The 21315-nt window shown below is 68.1% G+C and carries 19 protein-coding genes; 9 read left to right on the top strand and 10 right to left on the bottom strand.

Translation table 11 applies throughout. The features are described from left to right. Nucleotides 1-7: 7 nt before the first annotated feature. The gene (serC, locus tag OG817_RS44310) at nucleotides 8-1132 is read left to right on the top strand and encodes a phosphoserine transaminase (RefSeq protein ID WP_406051137.1); all 1125 of its coding nucleotides are present in this window, start codon (nucleotides 8-10) and stop codon (nucleotides 1130-1132) included. Nucleotides 1133-1292: 160 nt separating this feature from the next. Here serC and OG817_RS44305 read toward each other — a convergent pair whose 3' ends face one another. The 3 genes from OG817_RS44305 to OG817_RS44295 all read right to left on the bottom strand — a co-directional run bounded on the left by OG817_RS44305 (nucleotide 1293) and on the right by OG817_RS44295 (nucleotide 4122). Then, nucleotides 1293-2459, bottom strand: a complete 1167-nt coding sequence (locus tag OG817_RS44305) for a hypothetical protein (protein WP_406051135.1) — start codon at nucleotides 2457-2459, stop codon at nucleotides 1293-1295. After that, nucleotides 2456-3685, bottom strand: coding sequence for a class I SAM-dependent methyltransferase (locus OG817_RS44300; protein ID WP_406051133.1), 1230 nt, complete (start codon nucleotides 3683-3685; stop codon nucleotides 2456-2458). Before OG817_RS44300 ends, OG817_RS44305 begins: the two co-directional genes overlap by 4 nt. A 71-nt stretch (nucleotides 3686-3756) precedes the next feature. Further along, complete coding sequence (locus tag OG817_RS44295) at nucleotides 3757-4122, bottom strand: hypothetical protein (RefSeq protein ID WP_406051131.1); 366 nt, start codon at nucleotides 4120-4122, stop codon at nucleotides 3757-3759. Nucleotides 4123-4295: 173 nt separating this feature from the next. Between OG817_RS44295 and OG817_RS44290 the strand changes: the two genes are divergently transcribed. Continuing rightward, nucleotides 4296-4895 (top strand): helix-turn-helix domain-containing protein, encoded by a 600-nt coding sequence (locus tag OG817_RS44290; protein ID WP_406051129.1) that lies wholly within the window; start codon nucleotides 4296-4298, stop codon nucleotides 4893-4895. Between the two features lie 27 nt (nucleotides 4896-4922). Continuing rightward, nucleotides 4923-6221, top strand: coding sequence for an MFS transporter (locus tag OG817_RS44285; protein WP_406051128.1), 1299 nt, complete (start codon nucleotides 4923-4925; stop codon nucleotides 6219-6221). Here the strand turns inward: OG817_RS44285 and OG817_RS44280 are convergent. Then, nucleotides 6151-7257: a hypothetical protein gene (locus OG817_RS44280; RefSeq protein WP_406051127.1), complete on the bottom strand. Its 1107-nt coding sequence runs from the start codon at nucleotides 7255-7257 to the stop codon at nucleotides 6151-6153. The genes OG817_RS44285 and OG817_RS44280 overlap by 71 nt on opposite strands. Nucleotides 7258-7678: 421 nt before the next feature. Between OG817_RS44280 and OG817_RS44275 the strand changes: the two genes are divergently transcribed. Both OG817_RS44275 and OG817_RS44270 read left to right on the top strand, forming a co-directional pair. Further along, entirely contained in the window at nucleotides 7679-7909 is a 231-nt protein-coding gene (locus OG817_RS44275) for a hypothetical protein (protein ID WP_406051125.1), read from the top strand. Between the two features lie 10 nt (nucleotides 7910-7919). Continuing rightward, on the top strand, nucleotides 7920-10439 hold the full coding sequence (locus OG817_RS44270; RefSeq protein ID WP_406051124.1) for a hypothetical protein: 2520 nt from the start codon (nucleotides 7920-7922) through the stop codon (nucleotides 10437-10439). A gap of 109 nt (nucleotides 10440-10548) precedes the next feature. On the opposite strand, the gene OG817_RS44265 is transcribed toward OG817_RS44270, so the two are convergent. Continuing rightward, nucleotides 10549-12195, bottom strand: a complete 1647-nt coding sequence (locus OG817_RS44265) for an acyltransferase (protein WP_406051123.1) — start codon at nucleotides 12193-12195, stop codon at nucleotides 10549-10551. Nucleotides 12196-12281: 86 nt separating this feature from the next. On the opposite strand from OG817_RS44265, the gene OG817_RS44260 reads away from it, so the two are divergent. The 4 genes from OG817_RS44260 to OG817_RS44245 all read left to right on the top strand — a co-directional run bounded on the left by OG817_RS44260 (nucleotide 12282) and on the right by OG817_RS44245 (nucleotide 16809). Then, nucleotides 12282-13367, top strand: a complete 1086-nt coding sequence (locus OG817_RS44260) for a LacI family DNA-binding transcriptional regulator (RefSeq protein WP_396392131.1) — start codon at nucleotides 12282-12284, stop codon at nucleotides 13365-13367. A gap of 215 nt (nucleotides 13368-13582) precedes the next feature. Continuing rightward, nucleotides 13583-14902: a sugar ABC transporter substrate-binding protein gene (locus OG817_RS44255; protein WP_360445055.1), complete on the top strand. Its 1320-nt coding sequence runs from the start codon at nucleotides 13583-13585 to the stop codon at nucleotides 14900-14902. 91 nt (nucleotides 14903-14993) lie between these two features. Next, the gene (locus tag OG817_RS44250; protein ID WP_396392133.1) at nucleotides 14994-15977 is read left to right on the top strand and encodes a carbohydrate ABC transporter permease; all 984 of its coding nucleotides are present in this window, start codon (nucleotides 14994-14996) and stop codon (nucleotides 15975-15977) included. Further along, nucleotides 15970-16809, top strand: coding sequence for a carbohydrate ABC transporter permease (locus tag OG817_RS44245; protein WP_393379946.1), 840 nt, complete (start codon nucleotides 15970-15972; stop codon nucleotides 16807-16809). The genes OG817_RS44250 and OG817_RS44245 overlap by 8 nt, the downstream gene beginning before the upstream one ends. A gap of 174 nt (nucleotides 16810-16983) precedes the next feature. Here OG817_RS44245 and OG817_RS44240 read toward each other — a convergent pair whose 3' ends face one another. From OG817_RS44240 to thpR, 5 genes are read right to left on the bottom strand one after another with little or no spacing between them, the layout of a single operon-like run. Further along, nucleotides 16984-17409: a hypothetical protein gene (locus tag OG817_RS44240; protein ID WP_406051119.1), complete on the bottom strand. Its 426-nt coding sequence runs from the start codon at nucleotides 17407-17409 to the stop codon at nucleotides 16984-16986. A 35-nt stretch (nucleotides 17410-17444) separates the two neighbouring features. Further along, complete coding sequence (gene efeB / locus OG817_RS44235; RefSeq protein WP_406051118.1) at nucleotides 17445-18695, bottom strand: iron uptake transporter deferrochelatase/peroxidase subunit; 1251 nt, start codon at nucleotides 18693-18695, stop codon at nucleotides 17445-17447. Next, a complete protein-coding gene (gene efeO, locus OG817_RS44230) occupies nucleotides 18692-19834 on the bottom strand; it encodes an iron uptake system protein EfeO (protein ID WP_406051116.1) in 1143 nt (380 codons plus the stop codon). The genes efeB and efeO overlap by 4 nt, the downstream gene beginning before the upstream one ends. Nucleotides 19835-19859: 25 nt before the next feature. Then, nucleotides 19860-20705: an iron uptake transporter permease EfeU gene (gene efeU, locus OG817_RS44225; RefSeq protein ID WP_406051115.1), complete on the bottom strand. Its 846-nt coding sequence runs from the start codon at nucleotides 20703-20705 to the stop codon at nucleotides 19860-19862. A 46-nt stretch (nucleotides 20706-20751) separates the two neighbouring features. Next, nucleotides 20752-21315 (bottom strand): RNA 2',3'-cyclic phosphodiesterase, encoded by a 564-nt coding sequence (thpR, locus tag OG817_RS44220; RefSeq protein WP_406051114.1) that lies wholly within the window; start codon nucleotides 21313-21315, stop codon nucleotides 20752-20754.

Here is a 21315-nt window from a genome sequence, read left to right as displayed (position 1 = left end):
AACGCTGGTGACCAGCGACATTCAGATTCCTGCAGAGCTCAAGCCCGCCGACGGCCGCTTCGGGGCCGGACCGTCGAAGGTGCGTCCGGAAGCCGTTGCCGCGCTGGCGACCGAAGGCGCGAAGCTGCTCGGTACGTCGCACCGGCAGGCGCCGGTCAAGAACCTGGTGGCCCGGGTGCAGCAGGGTGTGGCGGATCTGTTCCAGCTGCCCGACGGGTACCAGGTGGTGCTCGGGAACGGCGGATCGACCGCGTTCTGGGACATCGCGACGTTCGGGCTGATCCGGGAGAAGAGCCAGCACCTGAGCTTCGGTGAGTTCTCCTCGAAGTTCGCGAAGGCCGCGCAGCTCGCGCCGCACCTGGGCGACCCGACGGTGGTGAAGTCCGATCCCGGGACGCGCCCGGTCGCGGTCGCGGAGGCCGGCGTGGACCTGTACGCCTGGCCGCACAACGAGACCTCCACCGGTGTGATGGCGCCGGTCCAGCGGGTGGCGGGCGCCGACGAGGGTGCGCTGGTCGCGATCGACGCCACCTCGGGTGCGGGTGGTCTGCCGGTCGACATCAACGAGGTCGACGTGTACTACTTCGCGCCGCAGAAGTGCTTCGCGTCCGACGGTGGGCTGTGGATCGCCGTGATGAGCCCGGCGGCGCTGGCGCGGGTCGAGGAGATCACCGCGTCCGGGCGATGGATCCCGGCGTTCCTGGACCTGGCGACCGCGATCGACAACTCGAGCAAGAACCAGACGTACAACACGCCGTCGCTGGCCACGCTGTTCCTGATGGCGGAGCAGACGGACTGGATCAACAACCAGGGCGGGCTGGAGTGGAGCGTCGGGCGGACGACCGACTCGAGCAACCGGCTGTACACCTGGGCCGAGAAGTCCGACTACGCCACGCCGTACGTCGAAGACCCGGATGCACGGTCGCTGGTCATCGGGACCGTGGATCTGGATGACTCGATCGACGCTGCGGCAGTCGCGAAGACCCTGCGCGCGAACGGGATCGTCGACACCGAGCCCTACCGCAAACTCGGCCGCAACCAGCTCCGGGTCGCGATGTTCCCGGCCGTCGACCCCGACGACGTCGAAAAGCTCACCCAAGCCATCGATTACGTAGTCGACCATCTGAAGTAACCCCGTACGCCGATCAGCCGCCGATCTCCTCGTGAGGTCGGCGGCTGATTGGCGTGCATCCGGGGTCGATGGCGGGTTATCTCACCGCTGGCCGGTTGTTGTCCGCCATCGGCCAAACAACCCGCCAGCGACCCGGTTGGGCAGCGAGGGGCGGCGGGCGTTAGGTGTGGCGGCGGTGGGGGGTGGGTGGGGCTTGGCCGGTCAGGCGGGCGTTTTCGGCTTGGCGGTCTCGGCGTTCCCGGCGGCCTGGGGGGAAGGTGAGGATGGTGATGAGCAGGGCGAAGGCAGCGGCGCCGACCAGGATCCAGCGGAGGCTGTGGTTCTTCTTGGACTCGGTGCCGGCCTCGTTGGTCGCGCCAGGCTTCGGAGTCGCGCTCGCGGAGGGTGCAGGCGAGGAGGCCTTCTTCACCGGAACCGGGACCTGGTAGACGGGCGAGTCCTTGGCGTCGTACCCGACCAGGAGCGTGTTGTCGGTCTTGCCGAGAGCGACCGACTCCCCCTGCCCCAGCGGCGCGGCACCCTTCGCGACCACCTTCGGCGTCTCACCCCAGGCAACGGTCTGCACGTCGGTGTACGTGCGCAGCACCGCCTGCTGGCCGTCAGCCAGGAACACGCCGTCGGTGACTCCCGCGGGCGCGGGCGCGAACTTCGTCAGCTCGTTCGTGCCCTCCCGCGACGGACCCGGCGGCGCGGCATAGATCGCGGCGCCCTTGGTGGCCTTCGTCACGATGTACAGCTGGTTGGTCCCGGGCTCCACCAGTAGCGTCTCGGCGTCGTGGGCCCCGTCGGGATAGGTGAAGTCGTACCGGTGGTAGGTCATCTTCTCCACGTCGCCGCGCTGCTTGGGCTCGGGCATCGTGTAGATCGAGACCATGTCCCGGTTGGCCCCGTTGTCGCCGATGTCGGCGACGTAGATGAAACCGTCCTTGTCGACCGCGATCGCCTCGACGTCGCTCACCTGCGCGTTGAAGTTGAGCACCATCTCGACCTTGCCGGACAGGTCGATGCCGAACACCCGGGCGCGATCGCCGGAGTCGTTGATCGTCCAGTAGATGTCGTCGAAGTTGTGCGACTTCGCCAGCCCGGACGACTCCTCGATCCGGGAGTCCCCGATCGTGAACAGCTTCTTCGCCGCCCCCGGCGTCGGATCCGCGATCGGCACCCCCGCAGACTCTGCCGAGCCCGCCGCCGTCGCCGCCGCTGACGTCAGCCCGGCCGCCGCGGTGGTCGCCGAGGAGCCGGCGGCCACTGCCGACGGGGCGAGCGGAAGCACTCCGAGGGTGAAGAACGTGGCGGCGGCCAGGGCGAGGGGACGGAAGAGGGTCACGAGCGAACCTCGCGGTCGTCGGACAGCACGAGTTGGGCGAGCCGGGGTGTGACCTGCCACTCGTCGATCAACGTCCGGTACTCGGACTCCAGCTCCGGCGTCGGCCTGGCGCCGGTCCGGGCGGCGCGGAGCAGCAGGTTACGCGGAGTGTGCTGACTGTCCACGAACTGCACAACCTCCACCCGGTATCCGACCTGTCGCAGGACCGCCGCCCGAAGGGAATCCGTCAGGACGTCGGCGAACCGCTCACGAACGATGCCATATCTGGTCATCAGCGCATAAGGCGCCGGTGGTGAGACGCTCTTGAGCTGCTTTTGGATGTCGTGATGGCAACACGGAGCCGCGAGCACCAGCGGAGCCTCCCAGTCGACCGCCCGCGCCAGCGCGTCGTCGGTCGCGGTATCGCACGCGTGCAGCGCCAGCACCACGTCCGGCCGTACGTCGAGCTCCGCGTCCTTGATCGTCGCGTCGACGAATCGCAGATGGTCATGCCAGCCGAGCGCCTCCACCCGCCGCGTGTTCCGCGTCCGCGCCTGCGGATTGCGGTCGATCCCGATCATCCGTACGTCGTGCCCGGCCTCCGTGAGCAGGTGGTACGCGGCGAGCGTGAGGTAGGCGTTGCCACAGCCGAGGTCGACCACCTGCAGCGGTCGCCCGGTTGCGATCCGGCCCGCCGCGACCGCCTCGTCCAGCGCGGGCGCGAGCAGCTTGCAGAACTCGTCGATCTGCTTGTACTTCGACTGCCGCGACGGCTTCACCCGGCCGAGGTGGTCGCTGATGCCGAGCTCGATCAGGAACGGCGCATCCGGATCGAGCGCCCGCTGCTTCACCCGGTCGTGGCCGGTCTCCTGCTCCCGGCCGTCCTCCTGCCGGTGCAGCAACTCCTTGCCCTTCTTGGTGTACCGCAGCCGGAGCGTCTCGCTTGTGGTCTCGACGTGCCACGACCCGTAAGGCACGTCCAGCAGCTCGTCCACCGCCTTCGCCGCTTCCGGTCCGGCGGCCAGGTTGCGGGTGTGCGCCTGGCGCTCGTCGTACTCGGTGATCTGCAGGTGGCGGTGGCCCTTGAGGTCGACGTACCGCAGCTCGACGCGCTGGTACTGCGGCTGGTCGTGGCCGCGCCGACGCCCGGATCCGAGCGCACGGACGAGGGACGCCTGGTCCACCAACGCCGTGCGAATCGCCTCCCGTGCGCCGGGCTGCTGATCCGGATCCACCTCTGCCTGCATCGCGCCATTGTCGCCGACCGCTCCAGCCGATCCAAAAGGGTCTCGTCGACCGTCGGTCGCAGTGAGTGAACTCATTGCAATTTCTGGTCGTCGGCGAGCAGCCCCAGCGAGCGCAGCCGGGTCGCGATCCCGCCCACCTGACGGCCGAGCGTCTCGACCAGTTCCTCCTTGCTTGAGCCGCCCTTGAACAGGTCGGTCAGCGTCTGCTCCTCCTCCGGCGTCCAGGGGCGGAACGCGTTCGGGTGGTTCTTGCGGGCGTCCCGGATCTTGCGTGTCATCGAGCGCATGTCCAGCAACTCCAGGGAGCGGATCCGTGCCTGGCGGTGCCGGCCGACCTCCTCGCCCTCGCGCCAGAAGACCACCGCTCCCTCGTCGAACGTCATCAGGTCGGCCGGGACGTCGCAATAGTCGGCCTCGTCGAGCATCACTCGCAGCATGGTGGTTCTCTCCGTTTCGTGGTGCGGACCGCCGCTCCGGTCCCTTGTCACCGGAGAAGATGCCGCGACCCGGCCCCGCCCCGACGCCCACTTCACGACCTGTGGACAACCAACCGCAGAACTTCTTTGCAAAATTGCTTTGCAAAGAGCCTTTGCAGTCCTACGATCGGTCCATGAGCGACGAGAGGGACGACCTGACACCGGCAGCTCCGGGCAAGACTGTCCACCTGGACCGGCACCTGGTACGGGCGCTGGCGCACCCGATGCGGAACCGGATGCTCGCGATGCTCCGGATGTACGGCCCGCAGACGGCGACGACGCTGGCCGGTCGGCTCGGGGTGAACACCGGCGCCACCAGTTACCACCTGCGCCAGCTGGCCGAGGCCGGGCTGGTGGTCGAGGACGACAGTCGCGGCAACGCGCGAGACCGGTGGTGGAAGTCGGCACACCAGAGCACCCAGTTCGATCCGACCGCACTGCTGGATGAGGAGCCCGAGCTGGCGATGGGGTTCCTGCACGGCATCGGGCAGACGTACGCCGAGAACATGTTCGGCTTCATCGACTCGATGCAGACGCTGACGCCCGAGTGGAAGGACGCCAGCCTCCTGTCGGACTACATGTTCCACCTGCGTTCGGAGGAGCTGAAAGCGCTGCAGGTCGAACTGCTGGCGGTGCTGGAGAAGTACAAGACGGCCGATCTGACCGCACCGCTGCCGGAAGGCGCGGAGCAGGTGTCGGTGCAGATCCAGGCGTATCCGCGCGAGACCCGGTGAACGACCAGACGAAGTGAGGTGAGGGGTGTGGGCACTGTGAGGCAGGCGGATCGAGCGCCGCTGGTGGCGTTCCTGGTGGCGAACGTCGTGTCGATCTGCGGGACGCGGGTCAGCGCGATCGCGATTCCGTGGTTCGTACTGATGACGACCGGGTCGCCGGTCAAGACCGGTGTGGTGGCCCTGGCGGAGATGGGCCCGCTGGTCCTTTCCAAAGCGTTCGGTGGCCCGTGGATCGATCGGGTCGGGCCGAGAAGGATCAGCGTCCTGGCAGATGCCGCCAGCGCTGGAGTGGTGGCGCTCATCCCTCTTCTGCACCTGTTGCACGCGCTCTCGTTCCCGGTGCTGCTGGTGCTGGTCGCCGTTGCGGGGGCGCTCCGGGGACCGGGCGATGCCGCCAAGGGGACGTTGATCCCGGACATCGCGGAGGCGGCCAAGGTGCCGCTGGAGCGCGTGACCGGACTGGAGAGCACGACCGAGCGGTTGGCCGGCTTCATCGCGTTCGCGATCGCCGGTGCACTCATCACGCTGGTCGGCGAGGTGAATGCACTGTGGATCGACGCCGCGTCGTTCGGAGTCTGCGCCGTACTGATCTACCGATGGATCCCGCGACGGCACCAGGCCGCCAAGAACGCAGCGGACGAAGAGCCGGAGGGCAGCTACGGTCAACGGCTGCTGGAGGGCTGGCGATTCCTCCGCAAGGACAAGCTGATGATGCCGCTGGTCCTGATGATCGCGGTGACCAACCTGCTCGACGCCGCGATCGCGGCCGTACTACTGCCGGTCTGGATCAGAGACCACGGCTTCGGGCCTGGGCACACCAGTCTGATCCTCCTCTCGTTCGGAATCACTGCCACGGTGTTCGCACTGGTCGCGTCGGCCGTCGGCGACCGGATCCCGCGCAAGCTGGTCTTCACGCTCGCGTTCCTGATCTGCGGTGCGCCACGGTTCGTCGTGATGGCGTTCGACGCGCCGGTGTGGATGGTGATGGCGATCTACGCCGTCGGAGGCATCGGGGCCGGCTTCATCAACCCGGTGCTGGGCGCCCTGTTCATCGAGCGGATCCCGCGGCAGATGCTCGGCCGGGTCAACTCGCTGGCTGACGCGGTCTGCTGGACCGGCGTACCGCTGGGTGGCGTCGTGGCCGGTGCTGCGATCGCCGGCATCGGTCTGGCGCCCGCATTGCTCGCGGCCGGAGCGGTCTACCTGGTCGCGACCATGTCACCGGTGCTGATCGGCCGGAACGAGCGGTGGAAGGCTACACAGGATCCGACGGGTCCTCGGGAAACGGAGGCCGGCTTGAGTCCGGTGGCAGTCCCCACGTCTTAGCCTTCGCCGCCTCGGTCTCCTGGCGCCGCATCCGGTCGCGCTCGGCGCCCAGCAGCCCGAGCAGCACCAGGTCGAGCAGCATCCCGCCGACCGCCGCGAACTGGGTCCCGGCGAACTGGAACACCTGGGTGACCAGCAACGACACCAGCACCGCCAGCTCGAACAACCGGATCGCCCGGGCCCGGTTGCCCTTCCGCAGCTGCAGCCAGCCGCGCACCGTGAAGGTTGCCGACAGCAAACTCCCGGCCGCCACCCCGAGCACCGGGAAGTCGGTGAACAGCCCGTCGTCGAAGCGGATCCCCGCCGCGATGACTGGCGCCCCGATCGCCTGGACCACCAGTACGCCGACAGCCACGCGAGGCGCGTAGCGATGCGTGGCCAGTCGGTCGAAGCCACGCTGGAGGGCCTGCCACGCGGCGTCCACCGGCGCGGCCAGCTCCACCTCATCGGCCGGGCACGCGGCCAACAGCTCCCGGGTCTCCTGACGGCCCGCCACGTCGAGGCCCACCTGACGAAGCTGCTGCGACGCCTGCGCGAGCCGACGGCGGGACAAGCCACCCGCCACGCCCTCCACGGCATGGTCGACCACGTTGGCCAACTGCTCGCGCGGATCGATCGGCCGCCGGGTGGCGATGAACCGGGTGCCCAGGACGATGAGCACGAAGATCACGTACACGATCGCGGCGGCCGGTTGGTAGAAGTAGTCGTTGTCGGACGTCACGAACTTCCCGACCTCGTCGATGAACAGGCCGAACCCGACCCCGCCGACCAGTGCGGCCGCGGGTCGCACGACCGGGCCGACGTACCCGAGGAGCAGGACGATGGCGACCAGCATCAGCAGGCCTCCGGGGAGCACGTGGGCGATATGCAGCCCCTTGCCGCCGATCTGGGGGTAGCCGCTCAAGCCGAGAAACAGACGGGTGATCAGCACGGTCGCCACCCCGGACACCACGAAGGTGGTGAGGTGCTCCCCCGATCGCACGTTGCGGACCAGGCCCGCCCGCAGCAGGTACGGCGACCGCGCACTGGAGCTCATGCGCCAGAACCTTAGCGCCCGGCCGAGTCGGCGAGCGCCGGCGGCAGAGCTGTTCCAGGCTGATGAATACGAATGCACTCCGGTCTTGCGCATCGTCCGGAGGCGTCCTAATCTCTCGCGTAGTGGAACCCCACTTCCACCAAGCGGTAACTCTTGAACGTCCAACAACTCCGGCCGGAGTCCTCCAGACACCAGATCTGAAGACTTCGGCCGATTTTCCGAACCGCTTCTACATCGGTGAAGAAGGACCCTGAGAGGAGGCCCGACCTTCCCGGCGCCGAGCAGCTACCTGTCGCTGAACGCCAAGAGCCAGCGCGCGGACGATGCCACCCGCTTCATCAACTGGTTCGCCAACGGCGAGGAGGCCGCGAAGACCCTGCGGCTGATCAGCGGACCGCCCGCCTCGGCTTCCGGCCGGGACGTGCTGCTGAAGGGCAGTGACCTGTCGGCGAGCGAGAAGCAGGTGCTGGCCTACACCGACCTGGCGCTGAAGAACGCCTTCGCCCCGCCGCAGGCCGGCCCGGCCGCTTCGACCGCCGTCAGCGACCTGTTGCTGAAGACCAGCCAGGACATCGCGTTCAAGAAGATCTCGATCCAGCAGGGTGTCCCGAAGTTCCTCGCCGACGCCGGCAAAACCCTCGACGGCAAGTGATTGGAGCCCTATGAACGAGCAGAACCCCGTCACCACCGGCCGCACCGCCACCTGGGCGATCGAGCAGCTCCTGCAAGCCCTGGCGGAGCGGGGGATCGCCGCCGACGACCCACCGGTCCGGCTGGCCACCCCCGACGAGGTCCCCGCCGCGGACCTCGCAGATGAGCCCGAGTCGTACGCCGTACTCCGTGTCGACGACGAGATCGCTGTCGTCAGCAACGATGAGACCGGCCTCCGGTGCGGCGTGCTCGAACTCGCGGACCGGGTCGCGGCCGGCCAGGACCTCGCCGGTACGACGCCCTTCGCCGAGCAGCCGGCCGTTCCCGTCCGGGGCGTGGTGCGGTCGTTCTCCAGCGTGGACGAGGATCTGTCCTGGTTCCACGACCAGCAGTTCTGGACCGAGTACCTGACCTGGCTGGCCGCCTCCCGGTTCAACCGGTTCCACCTGGCGCTCGGCATGCAGTACAACTACGGCGCCGATCGGCACGGCGCCACCGACAACTACCTGTGCCTTGCCTATCCCTTCCTGTTCGACGTGGACGGCTACGACGTACGGGCCGAGGGGGTCGGAGCAGATGAGCAGAAGCGCAACCTGGAGACACTGCGCTTCATCGCCGCCGAGAGCAAGCGCCGTGGGCTGAAGTTCCAGCTCGGCCTGTGGAACCACGCGTACGACTACGGCCGGGACTCGGTCCACCGATACCCGATCAGCGGGCTCGGCCCGGACAACCACGCGGCGTACTGCGGGGCCGGCATCGCCAAGCTGCTCACCGAGTGCCCCGACATCGACGGGCTCACCTTCCGGGTGCACTACGAGGGCGGCATCCCCGACGATCGGCACGAGATCTTCTGGCGGGCTGTGTTCGAGGGGGCGAACTCGGTCGGCCGGCCGCTGGAGATCGACATGCACGCCAAGGGGGTCGACCAGGCCCTGCTCGACGCCGTCGACCTGCCGAACCTGTCCCCGGTGCTGTCCGCGAAGTACTGGGCCGAGCATGTCGGACTGCCGTACCACCAGGCCTCGATCCGGGCCAAGGAGGCCGCCAAGCCGATTCCGCCCGGCCACGAGATGAAGGGCATCACCGAGTTCTCCCGCCGGTTCACCCGCTACGGGTACGGCGACTTCCTGCGCGAGGACCGGACCGTCGACCTGATGTTCCGGGTCTGGCCGGGGACGCAGAAGCTGCTGGCATGGGGCGATCCCGCGATCGCGGCCGGGTACGGGCGGTTGTCGACGTTCGGTGGATCCCGCGGTGTCGACCTGTGTGAACCCCTCTTCTTCAAGGGACGCCACGGCAGCGGCGAACCCGGCGGGCGCGACCCGTACGTCCGCGACGACCTCCGGCTGCCCGGCAACCGGGAGTGGACCAAGTACCGCTACGGCTACCTGTTGTGGGGCAGGCTCCTCTACAACCCCGATGCCGAGCCCGAGACGTGGCAGCGCCACCTTCGGTCGACGTACGGCGAGGCCGCGGCGGCTGTGGAGGACGCGCTGAGCCCGCTCAGCCGGATCCTCCCACTGGTGACAGTGGTCCACGGTGTCGGTGGATCGAACAACGGCTACTGGCCGGAGGTGTACCTCAACCTCCCGATCTCATCCCGGGTGCACTCGGATCACTACGCCGGCGACACCGACCCCCCGGCGAACTGGGGTGGCGTCAGCCCGTTCGACCCGACCACCTTCTACGGCATCGACGAGTACGTCGCTGCGCTGGCCGGCCACCGGCTCTCGGCGAAGTACACGCCGCTGGAGGTGGCCTCGTGGATCGAGCAGTTGGTCGCCGACGGACAGCAGGCCCTCGATCGCGCCACCCAGGTCGTGGACCAGTCGGACGCGCAGGTTCGCCGGGTCATGATCGATCTGGAGATCCTGGTCAGGATGGGCCGGTTCTTCGCCGGCAAGTTCCGGGCCGCGGTCGACTACTCGATCTTCCGGACCACCGAGGACGTCAGCTCGCTGGAGTCTGCGCTTCGGCACTATCGGGCCGCACGGGACGCGTACGCCGAGATCCCGGGCATCGTCGACGGCGTCTACCAGACGGATCTGCGGTTCGGGATCGAGGCCTCCGAGCACGGCCACTGGGCGGACCGGATCCCGGACATGGATATCGACCTGGCGGCCCTGGCCGGCGAACTGCAGGAAGCAGCAGGCACGACGCCGGCCGCAGCACTGCTGGCAGCCCCGGCCCGGCCGGCCACGCCTGGCGTGAACCACACGGCGCCGGAGAGCTTCGACCGCGGCAAGCCGGTCACGCTCTCGCTGGAGGTGGGTGCTCCGACCGTTGTCGGCGCGACACTGCACTACCGGCACGTGGACCAGTCCGAGTCCTGGCAGCAGGTCCCGATGGAGCTGTCCGGGCAGACCTTGTCCGGCACGATCGACGGCGACTACACGGCATCGACGTACCCGCTGATGTACTTCTTCAGCGTGCTGCATCGTGACGGCGGGCAGGCGCTCTACCCCGGTCTGGCCGCCGACCTGTCCAACCAGCCGTACGTCGTCCTGGGCTCCTCGACCGTCAGCGGATGACCGCTGCGATCACGACGATCGCGACGAGCGCTGCCAGGACGACAGAGGTGACGAGTCGACGGGTGCGGGGGTCCACTGGTTCAGGCTAGTGGACCCCCGTCCGGGCAGATCACCCCAGTGGGTAGTTGCCGACCAGCGGCTCGGGGCGGTGGACTCCGCGGGGGCGGTAGCCGAGCGCGTCGGACAGGCCGAGGTAGTCGGACAGCAGCCAGATGATGGCGAGCCACATCTCGGTGCCCTGCAGACCGGGGATCGCGCGGTCGTCGGAGCCGTCGGGCGCGAAGGCGAACCCTTCACCGTCCACCCAGCGATCCAGGATCCGGCTGAGCTGATCCTCGGCCCAGCGCTTCCCCTCGTCCAGCCCGACCCTCGTCTGCTTGCGCGCCAGCCACAACGGGTGGATCACGTCCAGCACGTTGCAGGAGTTGTAGTTGTCGCCACTGAACATCCGGCGGTCATTGCTATGGGCAAGCACAGTCTTCACGGCCTGCTCCGGGTACGGCAGCGGAAGGCCGAACTGCGCATACGTACCACGGGTCAAGCGGTAGAACCCGTTGACGACCTGCAACCAGCCGTCGTCCGGATGCGGCTGACCCCAAGCGCCACTCGACGGATCGGCCCGGACCGTCAGCCAGCCGAGCAACGTCATCAAGGGCCCGGTTTCCTTGTGGTCATGGAGATTCCGGGCGAGTGCGGTGCCCAAGGCATCGATCGCGGAACCCGCCGACCAGGCGTGCCGCGCCCACGGCAGACGGTCGAGTTCGCCCGGCTCGAAGTCGGTCCGGATCGGGTGCTCGAAGCTGCTGTCCAGGACCTGCAACGCGTACCCGACGCACAGGATGTGGTAGCTCGCCGGCCCTTCCAGCACAGCGAGTCCGGCGTCGGAGGGGACCTCCAGACCGGCGTCAGCGAGGTCCCCCGGCGCCACCAGTCCGCTCTTCGGATCCTGCCGCGCGCGGAGGCGGCGTACCAGGTCGTCGCGGGTGTGACCTGCGGGCGTACGACGGAGCAGTACGTCGGCGATCTCGATCGCGTCGCACCACGGGCGGATCGCAGGTTCGTGCTCGAGCCCTGGGCGGTCGACGAAGCGCTCGCCGTCCCAGCACCGGGCCAGTACGTCGTCCACCTGGTCACGCGCCTTGGCGGCGAAGGCGGTCAGGCGCGAGGCCAGATCAGACGTGGGAGCCACCGAAGCGCCGGACTCGCGGGACCGGAGCACCCGGGCCGGATTGCCGGCCACGACCGTGCTGGCCGGAACGTCCTTCGTGACCACCGCGCCGGCACCGATGATCGAGTGCGGTCCGACCGTCACCCCATCGAGGATCGTCACGTTGGAGCCGATCCAGACGTCGTCACCGACCGTGATGCCGAGCGCCGTGTGCGGCTGCCGGAAGATCGGCTGACCCGGCGCGGTGCCGTGGTTGAACGCGAGCAGCGACGTATGCGCCCCGATCCGCACGCCGTCACCGATCGTGATCCGGCCGCGCACCGCCGAGAACGGATTGATGGTCGAGTCCGACCCCAGCGCGATGTGGCCGGTGACGTAGGCGTGCGCCGCGATGTACGACCGCTCCCCCATCTCCAGCTCGTCGCAGTACACCGCGGCCGACTCGGCGACGTACGCCGTGCCGGCGAGCGTGAGCGATCCGCCCAGCCGCTGCTGCCGCTCGGCCTGCCGTTCACGCTCCTCGTCGGTGGCGATCCGGTGGTACTCCCAGGGCAGGAAATCGAGTCGCAGCGGCTCAGTAGATATCATGGGATAACGCTATCCAAGACTCGCGATCCGCGCCTGCCCACAACCGGCGCTGCTACTCTCCCGTCTGTGCGGGGTAGGGAACAACCATGACGACACCCGGATCCTTGGCCGGCGGTGAGACCGCTGACGACGGTCCGGCGAGCAGTGGTGGGCGCCGGAGTCACCGAGTCACGATCAGCGATCTCGCGCGCCTTCTGCAGATCTCGAAGGCGTCGGTCTCGTACGCGCTGAACGGCCGGGCCGGCGTCAGCGAGGAGACCCGGCAGCGGGTCCTCGCGCTGGCCGACGAGCTCGGCTTCCACCCCAACTCGGCCGCCGTCGCGCTGTCCGCCAGCCGGACCCGGACGATCGGCATCGTGATCGCCCGCGACCCGGCGCTGATCTCGACCGAAGCGTTCTACATGCGCACCCTGGTCGGCATCGAGCAGTACCTGAACGAGGTCGACTCCTCGCTGCTGCTCCGGCTGACCGGCGAGCACGGCGAGGACCTCGACGTACTGCGGCGATGGTCGCGGCAGGGGCGGGTCGACGGGTTCATCCTGTTCGACGAGCACGACGACGACCCGCGGATCCCGCTGCTGCAGGACCTCGGGGTGCCGTGCGTGGTGGTCAGCTCGAACGCGCCGAACGACCAGGCCGGCCGGCTGATCAGCTCGCCGGAGGAGACCGTCACGCTGCTGCTCGACCACCTGGCCGGGCTCGGGCACCGCGACATCGCGCACATCAGCGGGCCGTTCACGTTCGTGCACGAGCAACTGCGGGTGCGGATGCTGCACGAGCACGCCGAGCAGCGCGGGATCCGCGTCCGGCACATCGAGGGCAGCTACCGGTACGACGACGGCGCGGAGCAGACCCGGCTGCTGCTGACCGGGCCGAACCCGCCGACCGCGATCGTGCTCGGCAACGACCTGATGGCGGTCGCCTCGCTCCGGGTCGCGATGGATCTCGGTACGGCGGTCCCCGGCGAGGTCTCGATCCTGGCCTGGGACGACTCGCCCCTGTGCCAACTGGCCCGGCCCGGCATCACCGCGATCGACCAGAAGACGATGGAACGCGGCCGCGCCGCCGCCGACCTGCTGTTCCGGGTCGCGGCCGGCGAAACCGACCTGCACGAACAAGCACCGGCCGGGGAACTGCGGGTGCGGGAGTCGACCGGGCCGGCGAACTCCTGACGGCGGTCTTTGAAGACTCTGTGAATTCGGGCGGATCCGGAGTGTGTCGGATTGCGCTTGCCCGGCCGGAGGTGAAGGTTGGCCGGGTCACGAGGTAGTAACGAACACACCTCTACTGAACCGGTTAGGGTTTCGAAACTTAACCGGTTAGGCCACTATGGGGCCGATCCGCCTTCACAGGTCCGTGGAGGCTCGACGGGACGAGGGAGTCCGACGTGAGACTGCGTTCGCTTGTAGCCGCGGCAGCGGTGACCGCCTTGGGAATCAGCCTGGCCGCCTGCGGTGGCAGCGACTCAGGTGATTCCTCCGACGGTGGTTCGGGTGGAGACCAGACGCTGACCTACTGGGCCAGCAACCAGGGCACCAGCCTGGACAACGACAAGGAGGTGCTGACCCCGGTCCTGCAGAAGTTCACCCAGGACACCGGCATCAAGGTCAACCTCGAGGTGATCGGCTGGAACGACCTCCAGACCCGGATCCAGACCGCCATCACCTCCGGCCAGGCGCCGGACGTGGTCAACATCGGCAACACCTGGGCCGCGTCGCTGCAGGCGACCGACGCGTTCCTGCCGTTCGACGGCGACGCGATGAGCGCGATCGGTGGCAAGGACAAGTTCGTGCCGACGGCCCTGGCGACCGGCGGCAAGGAGGGCACCGACCCGACCTCGGTCCCGCTCTACGGTCTGGCCTACGGCCTGTACTACAACAAGGCGATGTTCGCCGCGGCCGGCCTGCAGCCGCCGAAGACCTGGGAAGAGATGGTCACCGACGCGCAGAAGCTGACCAACCCCGCGAAGAAGCAGTGGGGCATGGCGCTGGCGGCCGGCAGCTACACCGAGAACGTGCACTTCGCCTTCATCAACGCCGCGCAGAACAAGGCCGACTGGTTCAACAGCGACGGCAAGCCGACCTTCACCGGTGACGGCAACGTGCAGGGCGTCCTGCGGTACCTCGACCTGATGCAGAAGGACAAGGTCGCGAACCCGTCCAACGCGCAGTACGACAACGGCACCAAGTCGGTGAACGACTTCGCCACCAAGAAGGTCGCGATGGTCATCAACCAGAACAACGCCGACTCCTCGATCGTTGCCAACGGCATGAAGGCCGGCGAGTACGGCGTCGTGCCGTTCCCGGCCCCCTCCGGCGGTGAGCAGGTGGCCAGCCACGTCGCCGGCATCAACCTGTCGGTCTTCAAGAACACCAAGCACAAGGACGCGGCGCTGAAGTTCGTCAAGTACATGACGGACGCGACCACCCAGACCACGCTGGGCAAGCCGTTCGCCTCGCTGCCGGTGCTGAAGGACGCCAAGCCGGTCTTCACCACCGACGCGACCGAGGCCGCGACCTTCGCCGACGTGTACAACACCAAGTCCAAGCCGCTGCCGCTGGTGCCGGCCGAGGACCAGTTCGAGAGCACCGTCGGCAAGGCGATGAACACCATGTTCGCCAAGATCGCCACCGGCGGGACGGTGACCGCCGACGATGTGAAGGCGGCCCTGAAGACCGCCGAGGATCAGGTGGCCGCGAGTAGCTGACGCCACGCCCAGTGGCCCGGACGACGCCGTCCGGGCCACTGCCCGCGTCAGCCCACCACCGATCCCGACAAGACAGGAGGCGACCCAGACGATGTCCGTCGCCACATCCGAAGCACGGCCGGCAGCCGAGGCCAAACCCGCGAAGAACAAGAAGCGCGGCCCGGAGCACCGGCCCGGTCTGAACCGGTGGCTGCCCTACCTCCTGCTGGCACCGGCGGTGCTGGCGGAACTGCTCATCCACATCGTCCCGATGTTCGTCGGCATCTGGATGAGCTTCGTCAAACTGACCAAGTTCTACATCGCGAACTGGTCCGCCGCGCCGAGCGCCGGGCTGAACAACTACAAGGTCGCCCTGGACTTCAACAACGCGGTCGGCGAGGGCCTGCTGAAGTCGTTCGGGGTCACCGTCGCCTTCTCGCTGATCACGGTCGGGCTCTCGTGGGTGTTCGGGATGGCCGCGGCGGTCGCGCTGCAGCCGCAGTTCCGGGGCCGCAGTCTCGTCCGCACGCTGTTCCTGGTCCCCTACGCGTTGCCGGCGTACGCCGGGATCCTGACCTGGAACTTCATGCTGCAGCGTGACACCGGCGTGGTGAACCACGTGCTGGTGGACAACCTGCACCTGAGCTCCGACCGGCCGTTCTGGCTGATCGGCAGCAACGCGCTCGTCTCGCTCATCACGGTCGCGACCTGGAAGCTGTGGACGTTCGCGTTCCTGACCCTGATGGCCGGCCTGCAGAGCATCCCGCGGGATGTCTACGAGGCGGCGGCGGTGGACGGGGCCGGCAACCTGCGGCAATGGCGCAACATCACGCTGCCTTCGCTGCGGCCGGTCAACCTCGTGCTCGTGCTGGTGCTGTTCCTGTGGACGTTCAGCGACTTCAACACGCCGTACGTGCTGTTCGGTACGGCGCAGCCGCCGGCCGGTGACCTGATCACGTTCCACATCTACAACGCGTCGTTCCTGACCTGGAACTTCGGCACCGGTGCGGCGATGTCCGTGCTGCTGCTGATCTTCCTGATGATCGTCACCGGCGCCTATCTGCTCATCACGGGAAGGAGGTCGCGCCGTGCGTGAGACCAGAGGTTTCAAGGTCTACCGGGGTGTCGTGCTGGTCGTCCTCGGGCTGTTCGTGCTGATCCCGCTGTACGTGATGATCACCTCGTCGCTGAAACCGCTGAAGGACGTCCAGGGCGCCTTCACCTGGTGGCCGTCGAACCTGACCATCGCGCCGTTCGTGGACATGTGGAAGACGGTCCCGCTGGCCCGGTACTTCGTGAACAGCACGGTGGTCTCCGTGGCCGCGACGGTGCTGTCGGTGGTGCTGGCGATCCTGGCCGCGTTCGCGGTGTCGCGGTTCAAGTTCCGCGGCCGGACCGTGTTCACCACCACGGTGCTGTCGACGCAGATGTTCCCCGGTGTGCTGTTCCTGCTCCCGTTGTTCCTGATCTTCGTGAACATCAACAACTCGTTCGGGCTGCAACTGGTCGGCACGCGGCTCGGGCTGATCATCACGTACCTGACGTTCAGCCTGCCGTTCTCGATCTGGATGCTGGCCGGGTACTTCGACAGCATCCCGAGGGAGCTGGACGAGGCGGCACTGGTGGACGGCTGCGGCCCGATGGGCGCCCTGTGGCGCGTCGTACTCCCGGCCGCGCGGCCCGGTGTCATCGCGGTCGCGATCTACTCCTTCATGACCGCGTGGGGTGAGGTCCTGTTCGCGTCGGTGATGACAACAGAGGCCAATCGCACCCTGTCCGTCGGCCTGCGCCAGTACTCCACCCAGACGAACATCTACTGGAACCAGATCATGGCCGCCGCCCTCGTGGTCAGCGTCCCCGTGGTGATCGGCTTCCTGCTCGCCCAACGCCACTTCGTCGCCGGCGTCACCGCGGGCGCGGTCAAGTAGCCCTTCCCCTCCCCCGGACCAGGCTCCCCGTTTGATGGGCTGACCCAGCAGAGTGTGGGTTGACCTGCCGCATGCAGTGGGCGAACCCACCCGGTGATGGGTCAGCCCATCAAACGGGGGTGACGGGGAAGGGTGGGGACGGGGGTGACGGGGAAGGGTGGGGGCGGGGCGGGGTCAGACGCGGCGGCCGTTGAACATGATCGGGATGGACCAGCTGGTGACCTGTTTCGTTCCGCTGCCGATCGTGATGGCCGACGGCCTCGTGCACTCGACGCCGTAGCCTCCGATGTTCGTGGGCGCGGCACACCCCGGTACGGCGGTCGTCAGCCAAGCAGCGATCTGCTCTCGCGTCCCGGTGTCGGAGAACAGAGCGGCCAGGACGAAGGGCAGGTCGGCACGAGCCTTGGCCACTGCCTGACCCTGCGGGTAGGCGCCGGGGCCGCCGCTGAAGGTGTGCAGGGTGACGCCGCCGACCAGCGTCTTGTCCCGCGCGAGGCCGTTGCGGATCGAGATCAGGTCCTGATCGTTGGGCTTTCGGCACTCGGTCGTGCCTGGGCCGTCGGCCTTGCACGTCCAGCCCTTGGCCTTGATCTTGGCCACCAGCGCGGGGATCGGCAGACCCGGGAAGCACTGGATCAGGCGAAGAGCTTCTCGCCCCAGTAGGAGCCCGGGGTCACGCCGGCCGGGCAGGCGAAGATGCCGGAGCCGACGTGGTGGATGTACTCGTTCATCGTGTCGGTGCGGGCCAACTGGTTCTGGATCGGGATGAACTGCTTGCGCGGATCCCGCTGGTAGGCGAGGAAGAACAGCCCCGCGTCCAGCCGGCCGAGACCGTCCGAACCGTCGACGAAGTTGTAGCCGCGGCGGAGCAACTCGGCGCCCTTGTTGAACTGCGGGTGCGCCAGCCGGATGTGCGAGTCCATCGGGACCTTCGGTTCGCCGTCGGAGGTCTTGGCGGCGAAGTCGATCGCGTCGAACTCGTCGGCCTTGCCCAGGGGCGCCCCGGTGCCCTTGCCCCGGCCGATGATGGTCTCCTGCTCGCCCAGCGACGTACGGTCCCAGATCTCGATGTTCATCCGGATCCGCCGCGACACCAGGTAGGAGCCGCCGACCATCCAGCCCGGGCCGTCCTCCGGCTGCACCCACAGCTGCTGCTCGAGCTTGTCGGTGTCCTCCAGCTTGAGGTTGTTCGTGCCGTCCTTGAAGCCGAACAGGTTGCGCGGGGTGGCCTGCGCTTTCGACGTGGACGACGTCCGGCCGAACCCGAGCTGCGAGTAGCGGACCGCGACCCGGCCGAAGCCGATCCGGGCCAGGTTGCGGATCGCGTGCACCGCGACCTGCGGATCGTCGGAGCACGCCTGTACGGCGATGTCGCCGCCGGACCGGTTCGGGTCGAGGTCGTCACCGATGAAGTGCGGCAGATCGACCAGCGCCTTGGGACGCTTGGCTGCCAGCCCGAACCGCTTGTCGAACAGCGAAGGCCCGAACCCGATGGTCAGCGTCAGCCGGGCCGGCGGCAGGCCGACCGCCTCACCGGTGTCCTCCGGCGGTGCCTCATCCGGTCCGTTCACCGCGCCGTACTGGCCGATGTCGCGACCAGCAGTCATCAGCGCGGCCGCGGCCGTCCACTCCTTCAGCAGGGCGATCAGGTCGTCCCGGTTGGTCGTGGTCACGTCGAATGCGGCGAAGTGCAGCCGGTCCTGGACCGGCGTGACGATCCCGGCCTGGTGCGCTCCGTGGAACTCGACCGGGCCGGTGTTGTCCGCGGCCTGCGACTCCTCGCCGGTCAGCGCCGAGTGCGCGGCGTACCCGGCGACTCCGGTGGCGACTGCGACACCCGCCGCGCCGAACAGGCCACGGCGGGAGATGCCTTTACCTTCGGTCATTTCTTCGCGATCACTCCTGCAACCTGGCTGACCGGCTCGGCCAGACCGTCGACGACCCGGCTGAGCTCCTTCTTCTCCGCCTCACTGACCTGGTACGGCTTGAAGCCGTCGCCCACGCGGTACTTGTCGACCGCGGCGAACACCGCCTTGAAGTTGGTGTCGAGCGAGGTGACCAGCGCCGCGTCCCGGGCCTGCAGGGCCGGGCGGAGCGCCTGGACCGCCGCCTGCGAACCCTCCACGTTGGCCTGGAAGTCCCACAGGTCGGTGTGCGAGTAGCGGTCCTCCTCACCGGTGATCTTGCCGGTGGCAACCTCGTCCAGCAGTTCCTTCGCACCGTTGGCCAGCTGCAGCGGGTTGAGCTTGACGACCTTGGCCTTCGCCACCACCGTCTTCACGTCGACCAGCAGCTGGTCGGCGTACTTCTCCATGCCCTTGGTGGTGTTGGAGACCCAGAGCGCCTGCTCGATCCGGTGGTACCCGGTCCACTCGGTGCCCGGCTCGACGTCGTTCACCCGGGCGTCGATCTTCGGGTCCAGGTCGCCGAACGACTCCGCGACCGGCTCGATCCGCTCCCAGTACGTCCGCGACACCGGGAACAGCTCCTTGGCCTTGGCCACGTCGCCGGCCTTCACCGCGGTGACGAACTCGGTGGTCTTCTGCTCCAGCGCGACCGCCTGCGAGTTCACGTACCGCTGGTAGCTGTCGGTGGCCTGCTTCAGCAGGGTGTCCTCGTCCACCTGGGCCGGGGCGTCGCCTGCGACGGTCAGGTCGCCGCGGATGCCGTCGCCGACCATGCCGGGCTTGCAGACGGCCTGGTACTTGCCGGTCGGCAGCTCGACGATCAGGTCGCGTTTCAGGCCGGGGCCGATGTTCTCGACCTCGCCCATCACGCGGTCACCCTCGGCGTACACGTAGAACTCGGTGACCTTGCTCCCGCCGTTGGAGACCGAGAAGGTGCTGGTCCCGGACTTCACGTCGCGGCGGCTGAGGTCGCACGACGAATCGCTCGCCTTGACCGACACCGGTCCGGCGCCGTCGTCGGCGGAGGCGGCCGGCTGGTCATCCGCACAACCGGTCAGCATGGCGAGCCCCAGTACTGCGCCGAGAGCGATGACCCCGCGGGTCGTGGACGTGAACATGTTTCTCCTGGACGGTGAGGTGGGATCAGGCCGCTTCGGCGGTCTTGGCCGGTACGGCGGGCGGCGCGCTGGTCTTGACCGGGCGGAAGTACAGCACGAGCACGGGGACGAGGTACGCCAGCCACGCGACCGCCTCGAGGACGGTCGGCGCGGGGTTGAAGTTGAAGATGCCCTTCAGCAGTACGCCGTACCAGCTGTCCGGCGGGATCACGTGCGAGATGTCGAAGGCGAGGTGCTGCAGCCCGGGCAGGATGCCCGCCTCCTGCAGGTCGTGGAAGCCGTAGGCGAAGATGCCGGCCGCGACCAGGATCAGGATCGCGCCGGTCCACTTGAAGAACACCGCCAGGTTGACCTTCACCGCACCGCGGTAGATCGCCACTCCGAGCAGGACCGAGGTGGCCAGGCCGAGCAGGACGCCGACGAACGGTACGGCGGTGGTCGCGGTGGCGGCCGACGCGTACACGATGAAGGCGGTCTCGATGCTCTCCCGGAACACGGCCAGGAAAGCCAGGATGACGACGGCGCGGGCGCCGACCTCGAGCGCCACGCCCATCCGGTCGCGCAACTCCCTGGCGATGCTGCGCGACGCCTTGCGCATCCAGAAGATCATCCAGGTGACGAAGCCGACCGCGAGGATCGACATCACGCCGCCGACGGTCTCCTGGGTGGTGAACGACTTCGCGGTCAGCGCGGTGACGAACTGCAGCAGACCCCAGGCGGCGGCAGCGACGGCCAGCGCCGCGGCCACTCCGATCCATACCAGTTTGAGTCGATCCCGATGTCCTGACTTGACCAGGAAGGTGGCGAGGATGCTGACGACCAGCGATGCCTCGAGGCCTTCACGGAGTCCGATCAGATAGTTCGCGAGCATGGCGGGGACTCTTTCACGTGATTAGGTACGGCTAACCTTCCTGAGGTTAACCTAAGAAGTCCCATTCGCCTACTGCGGTGTACGCCGCACTGTGCCCGGGACCCTCGCCGAGCCGGGACTCGATCAGGCGCACCGATCCCGCCGTCCAAACGGGTCCCTCGTACCCGTCGAAGATCCGCACCCAACGGGTCACGTCGAGCGGCCGCCGCAGCCGGGCCAGGGTCAGATGCGGTGTGAACTTCCGGCCCTCCACCATCACGCCGGCGCGGTTCGCGGCGGAACGGGTCGTCATCGCCAGGTGCGACAGCGACTCGGTGTCGTCGCGGATCCCGGCGTACAGAACGCGCGCGTCGGGCACGCCCGGAAAGGCGCCCGCTCCGGTGACCTGTGCCTCGAACGGCTTCTGCCGCTTCGCGGCCCCCTCCAGTCGCTCCCCCAGTTCATCGGTCTTCCAGTCCGGCACGTCGCCCAGGAACGCCAGCGTGATGTGCCAGTGCTCGTCCGCGGCCCATCGGATGTCGTCATCCGGATGCTGCCGCCTGGGTTCGACGAACTCGCTCAGATCCTCCACTACCTCGAGAGGTGGCACGACGGCCACGAACAATCGCAT

The sequence above is a fragment of the Kribbella sp. NBC_00889 genome (assembly GCF_045207705.1).
Classification (GTDB): Bacteria; Actinomycetota; Actinomycetes; order Propionibacteriales; family Kribbellaceae; genus Kribbella.
This window is presented reverse-complemented; position numbering and strand designations above follow the sequence as displayed.